Source organism: Owenweeksia hongkongensis DSM 17368 (assembly GCF_000236705.1).
GTDB classification, from domain to species: Bacteria; Bacteroidota; Bacteroidia; order Flavobacteriales; family Schleiferiaceae; genus Owenweeksia; species Owenweeksia hongkongensis.
Map to the genome: position 1 here is coordinate 177,253 of NC_016599.1, position 21,195 is coordinate 198,447.

Genomic DNA, 21,195 nt, shown 5'->3' on the forward strand with positions numbered 1-21,195 from the left:
ACTTTTTCATTGCCAAAAAGTATGCAAAAGTCTAGAGCATTTTAAGGAACTTTTGCTCCGCAAAGCTTCGCAAACCACGGACAAATTCCGGCTTCATGCTTGTTCTTTTTCAAAGAACGCAATTGCGCCTTATTTGCCGCTAGTTCTGAAAAATGCTCATGGGCCATCCGATATGTTTATTTTTAGGACTGGCCTATTTCTATTTTGGTAGAAAACAAGCAGCTTCTTTTCGCTTTAGGAGAAATCCTGAAGCAAAGCGGCTTGGATTTCGGAAGAAAAGGAGCTGTGTAGTTTTCAAGAAAAGAGAAATCAGCCTAGACTTTTTGGTTCGTTTTGGGGCGATGCCAAAATGAACATTTATAAAATAGAAGGTTAAGACAAATCGTAAATCCTCGTAAAACAAAATTAAAGACTACTCTGCACCGCCATAAACACCTTCCCATCTTCACATTTCAGCGTTTGGTTTGGGAATTTCAAAATCAATGAATAATCATGGGTAGCCATCAAAATGGCGCGACCATTTTCACTAATCTGCTTTAGCAAAATCATAATCTCTTCAGAAGTACCGGGGTCAAGGTTTCCGGTTGGCTCATCGGCCAAAATAAGTTCGGGGTCATTAAGCAAGGCACGGGCAATAGCCACACGCTGCTGCTCACCGCCCGAAAGTTGATAAGGCATCTTAAAACCTTTGGTGGCCATTCCTACTTTTTCTAAAACTTCATTAATCTTAGCTTCCATCTTTTTCTTGTCTTTCCAGCCAGTAGCCTTTAGTACAAAAAGAAGATTATCAGAAACAGTTCTATCGGTAAGCAGCTGAAAATCCTGAAACACGATACCCATTTTTCGTCTCAAAAAAGGAATATCCTTGTCTTTAAGGCTTTTTAAATCATGGCCACAAATATTTCCAACACCAGATTTTAGGGGCAAATCACCATAAAGTGTTTTTAGCAAGCTCGATTTTCCGCTTCCTGTTTGCCCAATAAGGTACACAAACTGGCCGTGATATATTTCCACATTTACATCAGAGAGCACCAAATGCTCCCTCTGAAAGATAGACGCTTCCTGCAATTGTAAGATGGGGGTGTTGCTCATAATGATTGGGTAAGTAAAAAGTAGAGCCAAAACTAATTGAATTATGGCATTTTAAAAGTCTTTTTTGAAAGGAGTACTAAATAATAATTAACAGAATTCGTTTGAAAAATCATCACACCACAAAATCATTGCCCCTGTTTAAAGGTCTACTTTTAATCTCTCAAAATCTGTAAAACTGTACTATGGTGAACCATCGTATGAAAGCCCTGGGGCTTAGTGTGTTGATGATGTGCGCAATGTGGAGTACCGGCCAAACTTCGGCTGCGGCTCAGGATATAGGTGCACAATATGAAAATGGTCTTGAACTTTTCCGAAAAGGACAGTATGGAAATGCGCAACGACTGCTGGATGATGTGGCCGAGGAAGAATATTATAATGACCGCGAAACGCGCGCTTCTGCCGCTTACTATGCCGCCATTTGTGCCATGAAGCTTTACAATAGTGATGCTGAGTCACGAGTGGATGCCTTTGCCAGGGAATTTGAATTGAGCCCACTTTCCAATAGATTGTACTTTGAATACGCCAATGCCCGCTTTAGCTTAAAGCGATACAGGGATGCAGCGGAGTACTTCGAAAAAGTAGATAAGTACCGACTTTCCAAAAAGCAGCTCAATGAATATTATTTCAAGAAGGGTTATTCGCTTTTGGAAACAGAACAGATAAAGCAAGCTAAGAGTTTGTTTTTTGAACTGAAGGACAAAGATTCCAAATACGCCAGCTCTGCAAAGTATTACTACGCGCACTTACTTTACACGGATAGTAACTACACTGAGGCTTTGGCCAACTTCTTACCCTTGCAAGGTGACCAGTCTTTTGGACCATTGGTACCCTATTATTTAGCGCATATTTATTATGAGCTCAAAGACTTTGACAAATTGCTGGAAGTGGGTGAGGAGCTTATTGAAAATGCGACACCTACCCGTGCACCGGAAATCGCCAAGCTTATGGGGGATGCTTTTTATACCAGAGAGGATTATGAAAATGCAGCCAAATACTTAGAGATTTTTAAAGAAAAGGGCGGAAGAATGCGCCAGCGTGATCATTTTGAATTGGGCTATGCGCAGTACAAAATGAAAAAGTATCCTGAAGCCATAAATTCATTTAACAAGATAACCGGAGGCGATGAGGCTTTACAGCAAAATGCCTATTACCATTTGGGCGATTGCTATTTGAAAGTTGGAAATAAGCAGAGTGCTATTACGGCTTTTAAAGCGGCATCAGAAATTACGGCTTCACCTACCATTCGTGAGGATGCATATTTTAATTATGCCAAGTTAGTGTACGAAAATTCAGACCCCTACACAGATGCCATCAGTGTATTGAATGGCTTCATGGACGAGTTTCCAAACTCGCCTTATATAAAAGAAGGTAACAGGTATTTGGCCAATCTATACATTACTACCAAAGATTATGAGCGTGCCTTGCAAGCCATTTCCCGCACAGGTATGGATTCACCTGCTATGCGCGAGGCTTACCAAAAAATAGCCTTTTACCGTGGTTCGGAATTGTTTGGTGCACTGAAATATACAGCTGCCCTCAATAAATATAATGAGTCGCTAGAGTACCCAATCAATCAAACGATAACGGCACTTAGCAAATATTGGAAAGGAGAAACCTATTACAGACTAGCCGAGTATGACAAGGCTTTGGACCAGTTTGAAAGTTTTAGAGGTACAGCAGGTTCATTTAACATGAGTGAGTACAATTTAAGTCTATACCAAACAGGATATTGCTACTACAAGAAATTTGACTTTCAAAAGGCGGCAACCAATTTTAGAACCTACACGAAGGAAGCAAAGAAAAATGACCCTCGCTTGCCTGATGCTTACCTCCGTATGGCAGATAGCTACTTGCTTACGGGAGGTTATTTGGTAGCATCAGAGTTTTATCAGAGTGCCCTTAAAGCAGGAACTAAAGAAGCAGATTATGCCTTGTTTCAGCGAGCCGAATGCCTTGGACTTGCCAGAAAGAAAGATGAAAAAATTGCACAGTTGCAGCAGCTGTTGAACAAGTACCCAAGCTCCATTTATGCTGAAAATGCACAATATGAGATTGCGGTTACAGAGCTTCAAATGGAAAATTATGATAAGGCTTTAGCGAGTTTAAATGGTTTTATAAATGAGAAGCCACAGTCTAATTTGGTGCCAAAGGCTTATTTGCAAAAAGGTTTGGCTTACAGCAACACGGATAGAAATAACGAAGCCATTGGAGTGTACAAAAAGGTGGTAAGCGATTATCCTGGTAGTGAGGAGTCTATCGAAGCGGTAGGTTTAGCTCGCTTGGTGTATGCCCGTCAAAATGATATTGACGGTTATCTTGACTGGGTGAGTGATTTAGACTTTGTGAACTTCAGTCAATCTGCTTTAGACTCCACAGCCTATAGTGCCGCCTTTGATCAGTATTCTGCAGGAAACTGCACCGGAGCAATTTCAGCCTTGAGCAATTATGTAAATCGTTTTCCAAAAGGACTATTTAGCCTAAAGGCAAACTATTACCTGGCGGATTGTGCTGATAGAAATAACAACACCCAGCAAGCTGCCGAAGCCTATGAGCGAATTGTGGCCATGGGTAGAAGTGAATACACTCCGGAAGCTGTTCATTATTTGGCCAACAAGGCTTTTACCGAAAAGGATTACCCGGAAGCATTGAAGCTTTTTGATCAATTGGCACAGGTTTCTGATAGCCGAGCGCTTACTACTCAAGCACAGGCAGGAACCATGCGTTCGGCATTTGCGCTGGGAGATTATAACAAAGCTGCTGTATATGCAGAACTTATTTTAGAGAATGAAACGCAAAACGCGGAACTGGTGCAGGTAGCCAGACGAATAGCTGCTTTGGGCAAAGTGGAAAATGAGCAGTGGGAAGAGGCCCGCCCACTTTTACGAGAGTTAATAGCTTCTAGCGGAGGTGAAGTAAAAGCGGAGGCATTTTATAATCTGGCATTGGTAAACACTAAACAAAAGAACTACGAAACCTCAAAAACCCTGGTGTATCAACTCATTGAGGAGCTTCCAGATTACAAGGAATGGAAGATGAAAGGATTGATATTGCTGGCCGAAAACTTTTGGTATCAGGATGATATTTTTCAGGCTAATTACACTTTAGATTTTGTGATAAGCCAAGCTTACAGTGCAGAGGTTACAAATGAAGCACAAAGCATGAAAGACAAAATTGCTTTGATGGAAAGACAGGCTGTAGAAGAGAAAAAAGCGGAGTTGCAGAAACAGAGCGACTCTTTGATGTTGGATGATGGCCTGATGATAATTGATGAATCGCAAGAACCGGCTGATAGCCTTCGCTAAAAAATGATGACTAAGATGAAGACCATACAGAATATAATTTTACTGGCCTTTTTGACGATAAGCGGTTTTGCCTATGCACAGCCAGGAGGAAATTTAGGCCAACTAGAACTGAGCGTTACGGATAAGTACAAAGCCAAAGTGGGGGAGGCAGTAAAGTTTACCGATTTTCCAAAATTTGAGGACACCACGACCAGTAAGCTTCAGGTAAATTATAAAATCACGAGCCAACCTATAGAGGTGCATTACCAACCAGATCCTATAAGCCATGCCCGTGTGGCAAAGGTTCCTGTAGACGAATTGTACAACGGAATGGTAAAAGTGGGCTTTGGGCTCTACGGTACCCCATTGGTGGAAGGTTACTGGAATAGCAAACGCTCATCAAAGCAGAGTTATGGATTTTGGGGAAAGCACTTTTCTACGCATAGTGGAGTGAAGCAAACCATATTTGCCGACAATGGCTTGAGCAATAACCAGCTTGGAGCGTACTACAATCACTTTTATAAAGACCTAACCTGGAGTACGCAGGCTTTTGGCAAATGGGATAAGTACAGTTATTATGGAATAGATGAATACCCTACTGCTTATGGTGACTCACTGGATGATATCAAGAAACCGGACCCAAAGGAAAATTGGTTTCGCCAGTATGAAATCAACACGAGTATCACCGAAAAGAAAGCTAACGACTTGGGAATGGTAGAGAAAGTAGATTTTCGCTACTACAACTTTTCAGATGCGATGGGAGCTAAAGAAAACTTTACCCGATTGGGCTCTGACTGGGAGCTTCCTGCCGGTGATATTGGCTTGGATTTAGGTTTGAACTTTACGTATTTCAAAACAGGTTTTGATACTATTCTTGCTGGTGACCAAGCTTACTTTACGGTTCAGGCGTACCCGAGTGTTTCTGTTGCCTTGGGCGAAATAGTGTTTGATTTTGGTCTTAATATTTATGCCAACAGCTACCAAGCAATTACTCCAGCAGACGATAAGTTTACCATGCGCTTTTTCCCGAAAATCAATATTGAGTATCCATTTGTGGAAGACGTACTTTCCATTTATGGTGGGGTGAAAGGTCAACAGCAGCACAATACTTACAGAACTTTTACCACGGACAACTCCTATGTGATACCAGCTATGAATTTGCGCCCCACGCGAACTACAGATATCTATATCGGATTGCAGGGTTTATTGAGTTCCACTACTTCCTTCAATATTTCGGGAGGTACTCTTGTTCAGAATGATTTGGCACTTTATTACCGTGACCCATTTTACCGATACGATAGTACATTCAATGCGCTGGAAGTATTGTATGACAATTCACAAACTTTTTATGCACGTGGTGAATTGGGTGTAAACGTTAACAATAACCTTCAGCTTGGTTTATCTGGCGAACTGAGAAGCTATAATACTCAAGGTGAGGAGGAGGCTTGGCATAGACCAGGTTTTCTAGCCCAGCTTGACGCGGATTATACACTTAAAGAAAAAATAAAGCTAGGTGCCGATTTGAACTATGTGGGCAAGAGACAGGCTTTTGAGCAAAGTATGAACCCGGAAGTGGAGAGTACATTGCCAGCTTACTTATTTGCCAACCTTCAAGTAGAGTATTTGTATAATTCTCGTCTTTCGGCTTACGTAAATGTGCTAAACATTACCAACTCAAAGTATGATATGTACTTAGGCTACAAAGCACAAAGCATAAATTTCTTGATGGGATTTACGTATAAATTGTAGGCTTCAGATTCTCAGACTTTTGATGTTAGACTTTTCTATTTTGAGGTCTAAAGTCTTATATCTCAATTCTAACGTCTGATTTGTTAGCAAAATGTGGAAAACCCTTGATTTTGCTGGTGGTTTGGTGTGTTGAATTATAGCTAATAAGGGTATATTTGTAAGATTTCAAAATTTGATCTAACTCTAATAATATGAGCGAAATACCAAAAGAGTATGAAGCCAGTAGTATCCAGGTATTAGAAGGCCTGGAGGCGGTACGTAAACGTCCGTCCATGTACATTGGTGATGTAGGCATTAAAGGTCTCCATCATTTGGTATATGAGGTGGTTGATAACTCTATTGACGAGGCCTTGGCGGGCCATTGCGATACCATTGATGTATTTATTAATGAGGATAACTCCATTACCGTAAAGGATAATGGTCGTGGTATTCCTGTGGAAATGCACGAAAAAGAAGGTCGATCTGCACTGGAGGTAGTAATGACTGTACTCCATGCCGGTGGTAAGTTTGACAAAGATTCCTATAAGGTTTCTGGTGGACTGCACGGAGTAGGTGTTTCTTGTGTTAATGCACTTTCTACTGACTTGAAAGCTGAGGTTTTTAAAAATGGAAAGCATTATGTACAAGAGTTTAAAATTGGTGTTCCTCAATACCCTGTAAAGGAAATTGGGACAACAGAAACCAGAGGTACTCAAGTAACCTTTTTGCCCGATGCTGATATATTTCAAGTAACGGAGTATAACTATGATATTCTAGCCTCACGTATGCGTGAGCTTTCTTTCCTTAATAAAGGAATCACCATTACCATCACCGATTACCGTGAATTGGATGAGGATGATAATCCTAAATCTGAAAAATTTCATAGTGAAGGTGGACTGAAGGAATTCGTTGAGTTTATTGACATGAACCGCGAAACCCTAATGCCAGAAGTGATTCACATGGAAGGCGAAAAGAATGAAATTCCGGTAGAAGTGGCGATGCACTACAATACTTCGTATGCGGAAAACCTTCATTCTTATGTAAACAATATTAATACCCATGAAGGTGGAACACACCTTTCGGGTTTTAGAAGAGCACTTACACGTACCCTTAAAAAGTATGCTGACGAAAGTGGTATGCTGGCTAAGGAGAAAGTAGAAGTATCCGGAGATGATTTCCGCGAAGGACTTACAGCTGTGATTTCCGTAAAAGTAATGGAGCCACAGTTTGAAGGACAAACCAAAACTAAGTTGGGTAACAGTGAAGTTTCAGGTGCGGTAGATCAGTTGGTAGGAGAGATGCTTACCAACTTTTTGGAAGAAAATCCGAACTCAGCCAAAACCATTGTACAAAAGGTAATACTTGCTGCAAAAGCTCGTGTGGCGGCTAAGAAAGCCCGCGAAATGGTGCAGCGAAAAACAGTGATGAGCGGTAGTGGCTTACCTGGTAAGCTTTCTGATTGCTCAGAAACGGATCCTGCAATTTGCGAGATATTTCTGGTAGAGGGAGATTCGGCAGGTGGTACGGCCAAGCAAGGTCGTGACCGTAATTTCCAGGCCATTCTTCCATTGCGTGGTAAGATTTTGAACGTGGAGAAAGCCATGCAACACAAGGTTTTTGAAAACGAAGAAATCAAAAACATGTTTACAGCCCTTGGCGTAAGCGTGGGTACTGAAGAGGATAGCAAGGCACTGAACCTTTCTAAATTGCGCTATCACAAAATTGTGATTATGTGTGATGCGGATGTTGATGGTAGCCACATTGCTACTTTGATTCTTACATTCTTCTTCCGCTACATGAAAGAACTGATTGAAAACGGATATATCTACATTGCTGCACCACCCCTTTACTTAGTAAAGAAAGGTGCCAAGAGCGACTATGCCTGGAATGATGACCAAAGAGATAAGCTTTTTGCCGAGTATGGTGGAGAGAATAAATCAGGGGTTTCTTTGCAACGCTACAAAGGTCTTGGAGAGATGAATGCTGAGCAGCTTTGGGAAACCACTATGGACCCGAACAACCGCATGATGCGCCAGGTAACTATTGATAGCGCGGCCGAAGCAGACCGTATATTCTCAATGCTGATGGGGGATGATGTACCACCAAGACGTGAGTTTATCGAAAAGAATGCTAAGTACGCAAAGATCGATACCTAGTAAATTTTAAGATTTTGTTTTTAAATTCTGAAGACCCGTTGCTGTAAAAGGTGACGGGTTTTTTTGTGGGAAATTGTTCTCTCGTTTCAGTCAATACTTTTTTCAGCATTTATAGTGGGCCGCTGATACTTCTGAAAAGGCTGCGTCAGTAAATTCCCTATTTTACCATTGGCCACTTCATCTGGAAACACATCCACACCATACACCACTTTTTCACGGTCAAGGTTCATATAGGTGCCAAACAATCTATCCCAAATAGAAAAGATATTTCCATAGTTAGAGTCTGTGTAGGGCAGTACATAATGGTGGTGAATCTTATGCATATCAGGCGATACAAAGATGTAGCTCATAATTTTATCCAGCTTGCGAGGCATCCTGATATTGGCGTGGGTAAGCTGTGTAAAAACCACCGATAAGGATTGATAAATCATCACAATGGCGATGGGGGTGCCTACAATAAACACTCCAACAAGCGTGAAGATAAAACGTACTAGACTTTCCAAAGGGTGATGTCTGTTTCCAGTGGTTATGTCTACATTATGATCGGTATGATGCACCAAGTGCACCATCCAGAGTGGTTTGATTTTATGCTCTGTGTAATGAGCCAGGTAGGCGCCAAAGAAATCAAGAAGCATTACGCCAAGAATCACATAAAGCCATAGCGGCATTTCAGGCAACCAGTTTATTATTCCAAAGTTATTGTCGCGCACCCAGTCTGCTGACATCAGCAATAGAAAGGCTAAGGCAAAATTGATAACTATAGTAGTAAGGGTAAAAAAGATATTTGGAACTGCGTGCTTCCATTTGTGGTATTTAAACCTAAAGAGTGGGAGAGCCCCTTCAAGTATCCAAAAGAGGGTAATACCTCCAACCAAAATCAAACTGCGGTGCAGCGAGGGGATGGTTTCAAAATAAGTGAGAATAGCTTCCATAGCCTAAATATACAAATGTGACGCACTGTATACAAAGCTTTAAATACGAGGGATGCTATTTTATAAGAATCACATTTTTGCCTTTGCTTCGGCCGCTTTGTTGCATTTCAAAAGCTTCAACAACTTGGTCAAAAGAGTAGGTGTGATTGATGACAGTTTTTATATAGCCTGTTTCCAATGCTTTTTTGAGCTTGGTAAGCCTTTCCATATTGGGCTCATTTAGTATAAACTTGTAGCTGGCATCATACTTTTTACAAAGCTTTTTGATGGGGCGCAATTGTAGTTTCATAAACCATTTAAAAAGCCAGTTGAGTCCATATTGCTCGGCTGTTTCTTCATCTAGCCTTCGTCCGGCAATACTCACCACGCGCCCTCCAGGGCTCAAAAGTGGAAAAGCATCGGTGGTAAAATCCCCGCCAAGGGTATCATACACCACATCCAGCTGAGGTACTTCTTTGCGATAGTCCTCTTTTTTGTAGTCGATTACTTTTGCGCCAAGCTCCTCTACCCAATCCACATTGCTAGTGCTCGTGGTGGTGAATACTTCTGCGCCAAGCTGCCGGGCATACTGTATGGCAAAACTCCCAATTCCGCCCGAACCTGCGTGTATCAATATTTTTTCTCCCGCTTTTAAGTTCACCACTTCCATGCAACTTATGGTGGTGAGGCCTACCATCGCAAAACCAGCAGCTTCTGCATAACTTAAGTTTTTAGGTTTTTGCGTTACCACGTCTGCCTTTACGGTAACAAACTCAGCCAACACCCCGGGACTATCGGTAGGAGTGGTGCAAAAAACTTCATCACCCACTTTTAGGTGCTTCACGTTTTTGCCAACTTCTGCAACCACACCACTACAGTCAAAGGCCAATCCGGCAGGCATTTTCTGTTTGTAAAATAATTTGAGCTGCCCTTCCGCAATTTTGTAATCCACAGGATTGAGCGCTGCGGCATGGCATTCTATCAACACTTCATCATCGGCAGGAGTGGGCTTGTCCACCTCCAATATTTCCATGCCGGCCTTAAAATCTTTGCCGTACTTGATGAGTTTCCACGCTTTCATTTTGCTCATTCTTTTACAAAAGTTTGTGAATACAAATCTCCATATTTTGTGATAAACTGTACGGAATAAGTGCCTTTCGGCAAAGAAGAAATGTCAATGGAATTGGGTATGTCATCTATATAGGTCAATATCGTTTTGCCTTGAATATCTACCACCTTTATCTGTGTAATATCCCATTTGTCAAGATTCTCAAGATTGAGCATATCATGAGCAGGGTTGGGATAAATCAAGTTTGGTTTTTGGGCAGAAAGTTCATTTAAGCCAATTGTGCAGGGAAAAATAGTTATGGTTGTATCATGAGTTTGACCACATTGACTAACTAATAGAGTTACATCATAAGCTCCACCAGCAGAATAAGTATGTACGATATTCATACCATTAGTAGTAACGCCATCACCAGTATCCCATGAGTAAGAACTGTCATTAAGACTACATGTAGGATCAAAACTGACTGTGCATCCTTGTATAAAATAAGTAAAACAAGCCACAGGCTTAAACTTTCCAACATTCCAATTGAGCAAACTGTCATAAACAATGAGCTTGGCAGCAGCTCTGATGTTTTGGGCTACAGTAGCATTTAAAGTTGCATCATGCGTGATAAGGCTTGGGTCTTTTTGAAAGATAATAGCGTAAAAAGTACATGCCGCAGCATACGAACCAGCTAATGAGGGATGGGACTCATCCGGAGCGTACAAATTGATACTTGGGTAGTTGGCTCTAATGTATTTCCACACATCACCTACAGGGGAAAGGAAGGCATCATTGTCATTTGCCATTTTCCGGTAGCTAAAAGCCAAAGCACTGTCCATTCCTTCGTAAGTACAAAGCCATGGCGCAACAGCGCAGTTTCCAGCATCACCATTTTTGCGTCCCCAGGTTCTGTAAAATATTGGTCGGGTGCAGCTATTGTTTGCTCGCATAGTATCACAAAGAATTTCAGCATAAGGATAAACGGATTGCTGCACTTGAGCTTGCCCAAAAGATGGCTCCTGACTTTGCGCTTGCAACACCACATGATCCCAAGGTTGTGAAAATATCTTTTGAATAGCAGTGGCGTTAGTAGCATGTTGCTGCATCTGTGCACCACCAGGAGTATGCGAATCAAACAAAAGCGTATCGCCCACAGAAAGCGCCACATCTTTGGTTAGCTGCGGTAAGTTATTTACACCGGTGTAGCTGTTGCCAATAAATAGCACAGACTTAGTTTGTGCTTGAAGGGCAAGGGAAAAGAAGAAGGTAAGTAGGAGTAGCGTGGGCTTGAGAGTCATAGGGTTATGAGATTAGTTAATGAGATTAAATACAGTAATATTTTATTCTTGCTGATTTTTACAATTCCTAGTTACAGTCAATTCGGTTAATGTGTCATTCTCAAATTTGTAGATGGCAGAAAAGTTTCCAAAGTCACATAAGTAATCAAAACCTTCCTTCTCAATGCACAGGCCGTTATTTACTTGTCCAAATTTTACGATCTTATTTTTTGTTAATCCAACTTTAAGGGAATCCCATACTGAAATGACATCAGATATTAAGTGTATTTTCCAAATGGTTTGGGTTGTGTCATCTGATCTCCAACTTGTCATTTTGCCATTTATATGAACTGTAATGGTCCCTCCAACAGGGCTACCTGAGTTATAAGAAGAATTCTCATCAATTAGGTAGTATATACCAAAGAGGTCATTTTCTAAACTGTCGCAAAGTTCATTTTGCTTTCCATAGTGGCCACCTCCTGATGTGAAATTTAAACGATCAATATTAGAGACTTTAAATGGTTCTGAAATTTGGGACCTCAACTTAGTTTGGATTGTTTCAGAAATGATAGAATCAGGGGTGATTTCTTTCCGTTCTATTTCATGTTTATCCTCAGATTGGTTAAAACAGGAGCTTATGATAAAGTAGGTAAGTATGAATGTTAGAGCTCTTATCACCAAGAATAAAGTTTATTTTAATGTAAATATAACCCTCTAATTTGTAACATCTTTTAGCATTTAGTTTAAGCTACTCCAGACAAGAGTAGTATGCTTTAAAACATTTCGACTCCGCTCAATGTGACTAACCATATCCAGTTTGTCACTTCGAGCGGAGTCGAGAAGTACGGGCAGTTGAGGCTTTTTAAAGTGCCTCAATATTTTATATAAAAAAGGTTTCTATCCCTTTACCAAAGCAGGATTTACCCACTTAAACTTATAAGACTCTTCTGGTAAAACCATTCGCTTTCCAATTCTTTCAAGCCTTGCTGGGAGGTTCATCACAAAGTCGCGGGCACGCTCACCATCATCATTCAGTCCACTTACATTTGGAATATCCCAACGCTTTAATAGACGTTGAAGAATATCTACATAATCCTGTGCTGTGTATACTCCCAAGCGCTGAGCGGTATTTGAAAATTCTTCAAAGGCAGTTCCAATTTTGTTACCTGATTCACGCAAGTAGTGTGCTGGCATCAAAATCTTGTGCTTCATCATATCTCTAAAAGCAATCATCATTTCGCTAGGGTCGAGTACAAAAATCTCCTTTACAAATTCGCTATAAGCGGTAAAGTGGCGCATCTCATCACCGGCAATCATTTTACACATTTTGGCCAATCCTTTATTAGAATAATCTTTTGCCAAAATAGAAACACGGTTGTGCGAAATGTTGGTAGCCAATTCCTGGAAACTGGTGTACACAAAGTTTTTATAAGGATCTTGCTGCGTACCAATGTCGATACCGTCATTAAGTAAGTGCTGCGTGGTGCGCTCCACTTCTTTCATATCTACACGGCCAGATAGATAGAGGTATTTGCTCAAAGTATCACCATGGCGGTTTTCTTCACCCGTCCAGTGACGAATCCATTTGCTCCAGCCATTTCCTTCGTGCTGGCTTATTCCATCTACCTCCATCAACCATGATTCATATGTAGGAAGGGCTTCTTCGGTAATGGTGTCACCTACCAGTACTACCCAAAAATCATAAGGAAGTTCCTTAGCCAATTCACGAAGTTCCTTTACTTCTTCAAAGAAGTTTTCGTCCTGTGAATTAGGTAAAAGATCCGTTGGCTGCCAGGTTTTTTCTACAGGCACCAGAAAGCGATCAACAAACATGTCAATCTTTTTTTCCAGCAACTGCATTACTTCCAGTCTTACATTATGTAGTGCCATAAATTCTATTTTTCGTATTAAATAATGTCTTTATTTATCCTCTGCTCAATTTCTACAAGCAGTTCATCTTCGGGTATGGTGCCTAATTCAATGGGCTCTTGAACCGTCAAACTTAAGTTTATTCCTGCATTTACAGGAAATGAACCGTATTTAAGCAACTTCCACGAGTTATTGATAGTAACTGGTACTACCCACGCTTCAGGAATATTTTTAAATAATATTTTTAGTCCTGTTGTACTAAAGGGCTTTAAATCACCGGTTTTACTTCGTGTTCCTTCCGGAAAAATAACAGCGGAACGCTTGTGCTTAGCAATGTACTTTGAGAACTCGGTAAGAGCGGGTATTGACTGCCTTGGGTTTTGTCTGTCAATAAGCACTGATCCTCCATTTCTTAAATTGAAGGATACACTTGGCCATCCTTTTCCCAATTCTACTTTTGAGATAAATTTGGGGTGATACTTTCGCATAAACCAGCTGATTGCGATAATGTCAAACATACTTTGATGATTAGACACTATTATCAGCGGTTTATCATTTGGTAAATCTTGCGTGTTGTGATAGCTGCATCTGTTCCCTATTACATACAAGCAAGACATAAGAGAAAGGTTCAATAAATCCACCGAAATCTTATGCGCCTTGTATCCACCAACTTTGAGGCAAAGCCACTGTAGTGGGTGGAATAAAAACATAATACCGATAAAGCAGGCATAAAATATAACCGACAGCGGGTAAAGTAAAATCTTCTTCATCCTTTATCAAAGCAAGCGATTATATCACACAACCGCACCAATAGTTCAAGGTTGCAAAGGTCAGGCTTAATTTTATTTTAACAATGATTAATGTCAGTTGGATTTTAAAGAATGGAATGCATGCATATAAAAAATCCCCACTCATAGGTGGGGATTTTACGCAATGGATGTTTATTGCTTCAAGAGTTTCATTGCTTGCTCCATTTGCCATTGTACATTTCATCAGCATGCTGAATCCAAATAGTATAAATTCCTGCTGCTAATTTACTAAAGTCACGCTGAATGGAGGCAGGCGTGTCCAGATGGAGTGCTTCTTGATGTACAGTCGCACCCACAGCATTACTTACACGAATTGTATAATCGCCACTAAGGTCTAAATCAAAGCTTATCATACCATTGCTGGGATTTGGGTAAAGAGAAATATCTCTCGGTTTGGAAGCTTCATTCAGGCCAACGGAGGAAGTACCTGTTACCCAAAAATCTATCAAATTGCCGTTGGTGGCTGTCGGAGAAACATACTCGTTTCTAAATGCGCTTGTACCTGTCCACGAATGGTATCGTGTACCGGAATAAAGTACGGTACTTATCGCGGTACTATTGTTTGTCAAATTATGCGATTCTAAAAAGTATGGAATATTATCAGCCGAAGTTCGGGAGGTAAGGTAAAGCCAGGACATGTTATTTACATCACCACGTCCACCTGAGCGATAATATACTTGCGTGTTAGGGTCAAATGTTTGTCCAGGAAGAAAAGAGCAATGGACACCCATCTTATGCCCAGCTGCAACTTGAATAGGGGATGGCGGTACAATTTTTATATAATTGGCATTTGTATCTGAGGCTGTCAGGGCATATTTAATGATCATTTTATTTGGTGCATCAATCGAGCCTTGATTACCTGGCACCGTGCTGCCTGTATAGCGTGGAGGAAGTACTTCTACTCTTTTACCCAGTCCATAATATGTACCTGGACCATATCCAATTCCTAAACGCCAGGTAGCATTATCACTGGTGTCGCCAGTAAATACTGCAAGTTTCAATGTATCGCCCGTATAACCAGATATTGACGATGAGGTGCGGTATCGCACACCCACATAAATGGTGTCAACTTGATAGGGGTCATGAGGTGAAAGGTACTCTTGCCCAGTGGTAGGAAAACCTGATGAGGTGGGATCAAATACTTGACCAAACCCGTGAGTTTGCATTTTGCTAGGAGTGGTGAATACTTGCGTGTAGGAACTGTCCGGAGCGAAAGGCGAATAAACAAGTCTGAGGCTGCTACCAAAGAGGTAGTAGGCTATATCTGAATGACTCATCCGTTGACTTATGACAGCACCTGCGATAGATTTGTGATTTAAGTTTTGCCTCTGTTTTGAGCTAATCTCTTTATCAAATTCAGTTTGCTCTTTGGGAGTAAAACTATCGAAATCAATACGGGGATGTTGGGGAAGATTTTGTGCACTTGCGCTAAGGGCCATTAGCACAATACCTGCGAATAAACTAGTTTTCATTTTTATAGATTTAGTTTACGCAGCAAAATTTCAAGGATGCTTAAAATTAAAAAACCATTTCGACTTTTTGAAGTTCTAACCCTTCATTTGGTGAGTTTTATGATTTCTTTATGATTTTGGGAACAAGGGATAAACATTAAAAAGCCTTCCCTCAAATGATGAAGGAAGGCTTATGTATAATAACTAGATATTGTACTTGATATTAGTGTAAGCTCAATTTTAAGGTTTGTTTGCTAGATCCCGATTCAATTGTAACAAGGTAAATTCCTTTTGGTAGATACGAAAAGTCACGAATAAACTCCTCTGAAGAGTTTACTGCAAGCGCTTCTGTGTGAACTAACTTTCCAGTAAGATCCATCAGCTGTAGGTTATAATCTCCGCCTGTACTAACTTTCAAAGAAACCTTACCAGTACTTGGGTTGGGATAAATGCTCAATGGCTCAAATTTATCGTTTTCATCAAGTCCCACTGTAGAAGTTCCAGTAACCCAAAAGTCAATCAGATAAGCACGGGTAGCACTTGGGGAAACGTATTCATTTCTGAAAGCATCATTTCCTGTCCAGGCACTATATCGAGTGTTAGAGAAAAGTGTAAAACTAATTCCCGCACTTGGAGATCCAAGTGTAAGGGGTTCAAGAAAGTAGGAGTTATTATCACTCGTACTAGTATTCTGATATCTCAAATAAGAGATATTGTTTACATCACCTCTTCCTCCAGAAACATAGTATTTCTGGGTATTGGGATCGTATGATTGCCCTGGGATAAAAGTATTTAGAATTCCAATTTTATCACCACCAGCAACTTGAATCGGTGCAGGCGGAACTACCTTAATATAGTTAACGGCAGTATCGGTTGCCTTAAGCGCGTATTTGATAATCATGAGGTTTGGAGCATCCAGAGACCCAGGAGTACCCACTGCAGAATTCCCCGTGTATCTAGGCGGAAGCACATTGATACGTCTGTTTTGCCCAGGATAAGTACCTGCATTGTAGCCAATACCTACGCGCCATACATTATTGTCTAGAGTGTCACCCATCACAAGAGCCACTTGCAAAGTATCTCCTGTAAGCCCCGAAACCGAAGATGAAGTTCTATATCTGGCACCTACATATATCGTATCAATGGTATACGGATTATTTTGAGTGAAGTAATCTTGTCCCATTACACCAAATCCAACCGATGCAGGGTCAAAAGTTTGACCATAGCCATGGGCGGCAATAGCGCTTGGGGATCCAAAATCTTGAAGATAAGTACTATCCGGTGCAAAGGGAGAGAAAACTGCATTAATTACACCTTGAAAAAGTGTATAAGCCACATCTGCATGGCTCATTCTTTGGCTTACAGGGCCTCCTGCCTTTTTGCTGAGAGCAGCTTTTTCCTTTTTTGTTTCCCACACTTTTTTGATTTGCTCAAATTCAGCTGGGCTTAGCTTTTCGTACGCTTCCTGCTGTTCAGGAGCTACATTTTGTGCATAGCCATAAAAAGCCAGCATCGACATACATAATAGTAATCTTGTTTTCATAATTATGAATTAGTTAGTTGTAGCAAAATCCTAAGATTGCACTAAATGTAAAAAACCAATTTGGATTAGAAAAGAAGAAATTTGTAGTAGGGCTCTGTAAGCTAGTAAGGTATATGAATATTAGCTGCGCATCACTTCTATTATTTTACTAAGGTCTTTTTCTTCAAACCTTTTTACAAGCTTAAAAATACCACGCGCGATGTAAGTTTTTGGTTGACGAATGTGCTGAGCAATACAACTTACCGTATAATCCACTTCATCTTGTTTGGCTTTGAGGTCATCACCATCAAGCTCCCAAAACTCAGTAGTTATTTTCCAAGATTGGCCACGGGCTTGTAGCATCCCAAAGTTTATAATGTTTTCGTCATGCTCGCGTCCTATAAAATCTACCAAAAACATGAGGAAGGATACTTTTCCCAGTTTGCCCTGAAGCTCATCCACCAGGCTGCCAAGCACTTCATTTACTGTATTAAAGTCTCTTTCCAAAGGAGCAATATCCTGTCCACGCATTACAGAGCTAGCGGCTATGGCCAAATCTAAATTGATATGCGCATTCATACCCAAAAGAATATGCTGAAGTATGGTAATCTTGTCATTTCTGGCATCAAAAGATACCTGCCAGCATTTGGTTACTGGAGTTTCGGAAAAGTAGTTACGATAGGCATTTATGTAGAGAGAAGCAAAGTTGATGTCGAAGGTTTCCATCCTCTTTGGATCTTCAAAGTTGCCAGCCTCAATTTCTGCTTTTATCTGCGCTGTGGTTCTTCTATACACATAGGCAAAAAGTGCTAAGTAGCTATTTTGTGAAAGCGCATCATCTATAATACTATCAAGTTCGGCAAGTACTTCGTCAATACTAGAATAAGGAGAGGTCATGTTTATTTTTATAAATTTCGACATCTGAAAAGTATAAAAATTGAAACAATGACAAAGGTCTAATTGAGATTATGGCGCTGCTTTATTGGTGACTGTATAGACTTTGAAGTAAGAATTAAAATTTGGCAAATAATGCAAATGAAAAGAGCTGCCCCGATTTGAAAGTTGGTAATGAGATGGGCTCGATTTACTTTGTTTTTTGACTCTTTAAGTAAATTGCTTCCTACTTGTGTTTGAATGATACTAAGGTTTCGGAGCTCAGCTCTGATCTTCTCAAAGGAATTTTCAAGCTTATATAAATTTTGAGATTGATGAATGGGCCAACTGCTGAGAATACTTTGTTCAAGGCTATTATACTCTATAATATTTGCTTTAAGACGTTTTAATGTTTTGTCTTCCTTTTCGGTAAGGTATGTATTTTCAAAAGCCAATATAATTGAGTCATTGGCATCAGAGTAATGCTGAATTTCTTTTTTCGAATCATCGGAAAGGGAAGAAGATGTATCAAACAAATCTTCTATAATCAACTTTTTTTGGTAGCAATTATCACCAATATGAAACAGGGCTGTGGCGGGAATCAGTCTGTCATTATAAATGGAAGCAGATGAAATATGCACATCTGTAAAAAATTTACGCTCTAGCAGAGCCGCTCCTAAAATAATAGTGACCATTACCAAAAGAACAAAAGCAATTTTGAACTTAGATTGAACCGCAAAAAATGATTTCATAGAATAGGGTAAACGATAAATCTAAGCTTTTTAAATGCCAATACCCAACAGAAAATATATCTGACATCGGCACAAAAAAAAGACCCTACAAAGAGGGTCTTGAATTATAAGTATGTTGCTCAGGTTTTAACCATTCATGGAAATGAGGAACTCGGTATTATCCTTGGTTCGGCTCATTCTATCATGTAAAAACTCCATGGCTTCTACAGCGTTCATATCAGAAAGGTGACGTCTAAGAATCCACATGCGTTGCAGGGTTTCTTTGTCAAGAAGAAGGTCTTCTTTACGAGTACCGGAAGAAACAAGGTCAATTGCTGGCCAGATTCTGCGGTTGGCAATTTTTCTATCCAATTGCATCTCCATGTTACCAGTTCCTTTAAATTCTTCAAAGATTACTTCGTCCATTTTAGAACCGGTATCGATAAGTGCAGTTGCCAAAATTGTTAATGAACCACCATTTTCAATTTTACGGGCAGCACCAAAGAAACGTTTTGGTTTGTGTAAGGCATTAGCATCCACACCACCAGAAAGTACTTTTCCAGAAGCTGGGGAAACGGTGTTGTATGCACGGGCAAGACGTGTAATACTATCCAAAAGGATAACCACATCATGGCCACATTCTACCATGCGTTTTGCTTTTTCCAATACAATATTGGCAACGCGCACGTGGCGCTCAGCAGGCTCATCAAAAGTAGAAGCAACAACTTCAGCATTTACGCTACGTGCCATATCAGTCACCTCTTCCGGGCGTTCGTCAATCAAGAGGATGATCATGTAAGCTTCAGGGTGGTTGGCAGCGATGCCATTGGCAACTTCTTTTAGCAAAGTGGTTTTACCCGTTTTTGGTTGCGCTACAATAAGACCACGTTGTCCTTTACCTATTGGTGAGAAAAGGTCGATAGTACGTGTGCTAAGCGTTCCGCCTTTACTGGTAAGGTCAAATTTTTCTTCAGGGAAAAGAGGGGTAAGGTGTTCAAACGAAACTCTATCCCTTACATAGTCTGGCTCACGGCCATTAATTTTTTCAACTTTTACAAGTGGGAAATACTTTTCACCTTCTTTTGGTGGGCGAATTTGTCCACGTACAGTATCTCCGGTTTTTAGTCCAAATAACTTTACCTGAGATTGTGATAGGTAAATATCATCTGGAGAATTCAGGTAATTATAATCTGAAGAACGAAGGAAACCATAGCCATCAGGCATCATTTCCAGCACACCTTCACTTACTATAATGCCATCAAATTCATATTCACGGCCTCTTTGGTTACGATTGTTTCCATGATCGTTTCCACTTTGGCGATTGTCGTTTTTATTTTGGTTGCGGTTGTCGTTACGATTGTCATTTCTGTTATCGTTACGTTGCTGACGCGGATTGTTGTTATCACCTTTTGGGCGATTGTCGTGTCGTGGTTGTCCGCCTTTATTTTGCTCCGAGCGGTCTGGACGATCCTTACTTTCCTTATTGTCAGGAAGTGGATTATTCTTGTTTGCACTTTCAGGGCGTGGAGGAAGCGGCTTTCTTTTTGGCTTTTGAGGCGCATCAGATTTTGGCTTCGTATCCGGAGCCTTATCGTTACTAGCTTCTGCTTTTTTCTCTGGTTGAGGTTTTGGAGCAGGCTTGGGCTTAGATTCTGGCTTAGTATTTTCAGCGGCAGGAGCTTTTGCCAGGCTAGGGTTTACAGCTTGGTGATCTAAAATGCGGTAAACAAGATCTTGTTTGTTCAGCGATTTAAATTTTGGTACGGTAAGAGCCTCAGCGATTTCCTTTAATTCAGGTAGCTTTTTGCCCTTCAACTCATTGATGTCGTACATGGATAAAAAAAGATTGTTATAAAATTTTAAAAACTGTCAAATAGCTTTTTGGATGAGCCTATATAGTGCAGTATGATTTTCGGGGAATTGTAAATCTGGTGCTTAGAGTGCCTCAGATGCAAGGCAATAATACAAATATTTCAATAATGTCAACTGATTTGTAGCAAAATTATGACCTTTGGCAGCAAATTTAATAAGTCAATGATTCAGCGTATTCAATCTGTTTATCTGCTTTTAGCGGCCGTTTCATCAGGTATCATTATATTTTTCTTGCCTTTGTTTCAATCCAAAGCTGGAAATTATATGATTTTGCAAGATCCTATCTTTTTTGGAATGACGGTGCTTTCTACCCTTATCAGCATCTTCAGCATCTTTAGATATAAAAACCGCCAGCAACAGGTGGTTTCTGGGCGTATCAATATCATTCTCAACTTTGTCTTCTTCGGAATGCTCATGTATATGTTTTATGAAACATTCTCCAAAGATGGCGGAGCAATAGGTACTGGAGCATTTATTCCATTGGCGGTAGTGATTCTTGTAACCTTAGCCAATCGTGGAATAATGAAGGATGAAACTTTGGTAAGAGCTGCAGATAGATTACGCTAGTTTAA

At 40.5% G+C, this 21,195-nt stretch carries 16 protein-coding genes; 4 read left to right on the forward strand and 12 right to left on the reverse strand.

The features are described from left to right. Positions 1-405: 405 nt before the first annotated feature. A complete protein-coding gene (locus tag OWEHO_RS00805; protein WP_014200544.1) occupies positions 406-1,092 on the reverse strand; it encodes a cell division ATP-binding protein FtsE in 687 nt (228 codons plus the stop codon). 182 nt (positions 1,093-1,274) lie between these two features. Between OWEHO_RS00805 and OWEHO_RS00810 the strand changes: the two genes are divergently transcribed. From OWEHO_RS00810 to gyrB, 3 genes are all read left to right on the forward strand, one after another. After that, positions 1,275-4,394: a tetratricopeptide repeat protein gene (locus OWEHO_RS00810; RefSeq protein ID WP_014200545.1), complete on the forward strand. Its 3,120-nt coding sequence runs from the start codon at positions 1,275-1,277 to the stop codon at positions 4,392-4,394. 15 nt (positions 4,395-4,409) lie between these two features. After that, positions 4,410-6,122, forward strand: coding sequence for a porin family protein (locus OWEHO_RS00815; RefSeq protein ID WP_014200546.1), 1,713 nt, complete (start codon positions 4,410-4,412; stop codon positions 6,120-6,122). Between the two features lie 191 nt (positions 6,123-6,313). Further along, positions 6,314-8,257: a DNA topoisomerase (ATP-hydrolyzing) subunit B gene (gene gyrB / locus OWEHO_RS00820; protein ID WP_014200547.1), complete on the forward strand. Its 1,944-nt coding sequence runs from the start codon at positions 6,314-6,316 to the stop codon at positions 8,255-8,257. An 86-nt stretch (positions 8,258-8,343) separates the two neighbouring features. Here the strand turns inward: gyrB and OWEHO_RS00825 are convergent, their stop codons facing one another. The 11 genes from OWEHO_RS00825 to rho form a co-directional block, all read right to left on the reverse strand. Continuing rightward, positions 8,344-9,189 carry a sterol desaturase family protein gene (locus tag OWEHO_RS00825; RefSeq protein WP_014200548.1) on the reverse strand — a complete coding sequence of 282 codons (846 nt, stop codon included), beginning with the start codon at positions 9,187-9,189 and terminating at the stop codon, positions 8,344-8,346. Between the two features lie 55 nt (positions 9,190-9,244). Then, entirely contained in the window at positions 9,245-10,258 is a 1,014-nt protein-coding gene (locus OWEHO_RS00830) for an NADP-dependent oxidoreductase (protein ID WP_052301058.1), read from the reverse strand. Then, complete coding sequence (locus OWEHO_RS00835) at positions 10,255-11,517, reverse strand: PKD domain-containing protein (protein WP_014200550.1); 1,263 nt, start codon at positions 11,515-11,517, stop codon at positions 10,255-10,257. The genes OWEHO_RS00830 and OWEHO_RS00835 overlap by 4 nt, the downstream gene beginning before the upstream one ends. 42 nt (positions 11,518-11,559) lie before the next feature. Next, entirely contained in the window at positions 11,560-12,174 is a 615-nt protein-coding gene (locus tag OWEHO_RS00840) for a hypothetical protein (RefSeq protein ID WP_143764431.1), read from the reverse strand. Between the two features lie 219 nt (positions 12,175-12,393). Continuing rightward, positions 12,394-13,386, reverse strand: coding sequence for an acyl-ACP desaturase (locus OWEHO_RS00845; protein ID WP_014200552.1), 993 nt, complete (start codon positions 13,384-13,386; stop codon positions 12,394-12,396). 17 nt (positions 13,387-13,403) lie between these two features. Further along, positions 13,404-14,135 (reverse strand): lysophospholipid acyltransferase family protein, encoded by a 732-nt coding sequence (locus tag OWEHO_RS00850; protein ID WP_014200553.1) that lies wholly within the window; start codon positions 14,133-14,135, stop codon positions 13,404-13,406. 188 nt (positions 14,136-14,323) lie between these two features. After that, on the reverse strand, positions 14,324-15,646 hold the full coding sequence (locus OWEHO_RS00855) for a T9SS type A sorting domain-containing protein (RefSeq protein WP_014200554.1): 1,323 nt from the start codon (positions 15,644-15,646) through the stop codon (positions 14,324-14,326). A 202-nt stretch (positions 15,647-15,848) separates the two neighbouring features. Further along, positions 15,849-17,168, reverse strand: a complete 1,320-nt coding sequence (locus tag OWEHO_RS00860; RefSeq protein WP_143764433.1) for a T9SS type A sorting domain-containing protein — start codon at positions 17,166-17,168, stop codon at positions 15,849-15,851. Positions 17,169-17,288: 120 nt separating this feature from the next. After that, complete coding sequence (locus OWEHO_RS00865) at positions 17,289-18,068, reverse strand: DUF5995 family protein (protein ID WP_143764435.1); 780 nt, start codon at positions 18,066-18,068, stop codon at positions 17,289-17,291. A 35-nt stretch (positions 18,069-18,103) separates the two neighbouring features. Next, positions 18,104-18,772 carry an MCP four helix bundle domain-containing protein gene (locus OWEHO_RS00870; RefSeq protein WP_014200557.1) on the reverse strand — a complete coding sequence of 223 codons (669 nt, stop codon included), beginning with the start codon at positions 18,770-18,772 and terminating at the stop codon, positions 18,104-18,106. Positions 18,773-18,898: 126 nt separating this feature from the next. Beyond that, positions 18,899-20,584, reverse strand: coding sequence for a transcription termination factor Rho (gene rho, locus OWEHO_RS00875; RefSeq protein ID WP_014200558.1), 1,686 nt, complete (start codon positions 20,582-20,584; stop codon positions 18,899-18,901). Between the two features lie 201 nt (positions 20,585-20,785). Between rho and OWEHO_RS00880 the strand changes: the two genes are divergently transcribed. Continuing rightward, the gene (locus OWEHO_RS00880; protein WP_014200559.1) at positions 20,786-21,190 is read left to right on the forward strand and encodes a DUF4293 domain-containing protein; all 405 of its coding nucleotides are present in this window, start codon (positions 20,786-20,788) and stop codon (positions 21,188-21,190) included. The last annotated feature ends 5 nt before the right edge of the window (positions 21,191-21,195 follow it).

Excerpts from the sequence above, each read along its gene's own strand:
- OWEHO_RS00805 (WP_014200544.1), bottom strand. The coding sequence starts at position 1,092 with ATGAGCAACACCCCCATCTTACAATTGCAGGAAGCGTCTATCTTTCAG.
- OWEHO_RS00810 (WP_014200545.1), top strand. The coding sequence starts at position 1,275 with ATGGTGAACCATCGTATGAAAGCCCTGGGGCTTAGTGTGTTGATGATG.
- OWEHO_RS00815 (WP_014200546.1), top strand. The coding sequence starts at position 4,410 with ATGAAGACCATACAGAATATAATTTTACTGGCCTTTTTGACGATAAGC.
- gyrB (WP_014200547.1), top strand. The coding sequence starts at position 6,314 with ATGAGCGAAATACCAAAAGAGTATGAAGCCAGTAGTATCCAGGTATTA.
- OWEHO_RS00825 (WP_014200548.1), bottom strand. The coding sequence starts at position 9,189 with ATGGAAGCTATTCTCACTTATTTTGAAACCATCCCCTCGCTGCACCGC.
- OWEHO_RS00830 (WP_052301058.1), bottom strand. The coding sequence starts at position 10,258 with ATGAGCAAAATGAAAGCGTGGAAACTCATCAAGTACGGCAAAGATTTT.
- OWEHO_RS00835 (WP_014200550.1), bottom strand. The coding sequence starts at position 11,517 with ATGACTCTCAAGCCCACGCTACTCCTACTTACCTTCTTCTTTTCCCTT.
- OWEHO_RS00845 (WP_014200552.1), bottom strand. The coding sequence starts at position 13,386 with ATGGCACTACATAATGTAAGACTGGAAGTAATGCAGTTGCTGGAAAAA.
- OWEHO_RS00850 (WP_014200553.1), bottom strand. The coding sequence starts at position 14,135 with ATGAAGAAGATTTTACTTTACCCGCTGTCGGTTATATTTTATGCCTGC.
- OWEHO_RS00855 (WP_014200554.1), bottom strand. The coding sequence starts at position 15,646 with ATGAAAACTAGTTTATTCGCAGGTATTGTGCTAATGGCCCTTAGCGCA.
- OWEHO_RS00860 (WP_143764433.1), bottom strand. The coding sequence starts at position 17,168 with ATGAAAACAAGATTACTATTATGTATGTCGATGCTGGCTTTTTATGGC.
- OWEHO_RS00865 (WP_143764435.1), bottom strand. The coding sequence starts at position 18,068 with ATGTCGAAATTTATAAAAATAAACATGACCTCTCCTTATTCTAGTATT.
- OWEHO_RS00870 (WP_014200557.1), bottom strand. The coding sequence starts at position 18,772 with ATGAAATCATTTTTTGCGGTTCAATCTAAGTTCAAAATTGCTTTTGTT.
- rho (WP_014200558.1), bottom strand. The coding sequence starts at position 20,584 with ATGTACGACATCAATGAGTTGAAGGGCAAAAAGCTACCTGAATTAAAG.
- OWEHO_RS00880 (WP_014200559.1), top strand. The coding sequence starts at position 20,786 with ATGATTCAGCGTATTCAATCTGTTTATCTGCTTTTAGCGGCCGTTTCA.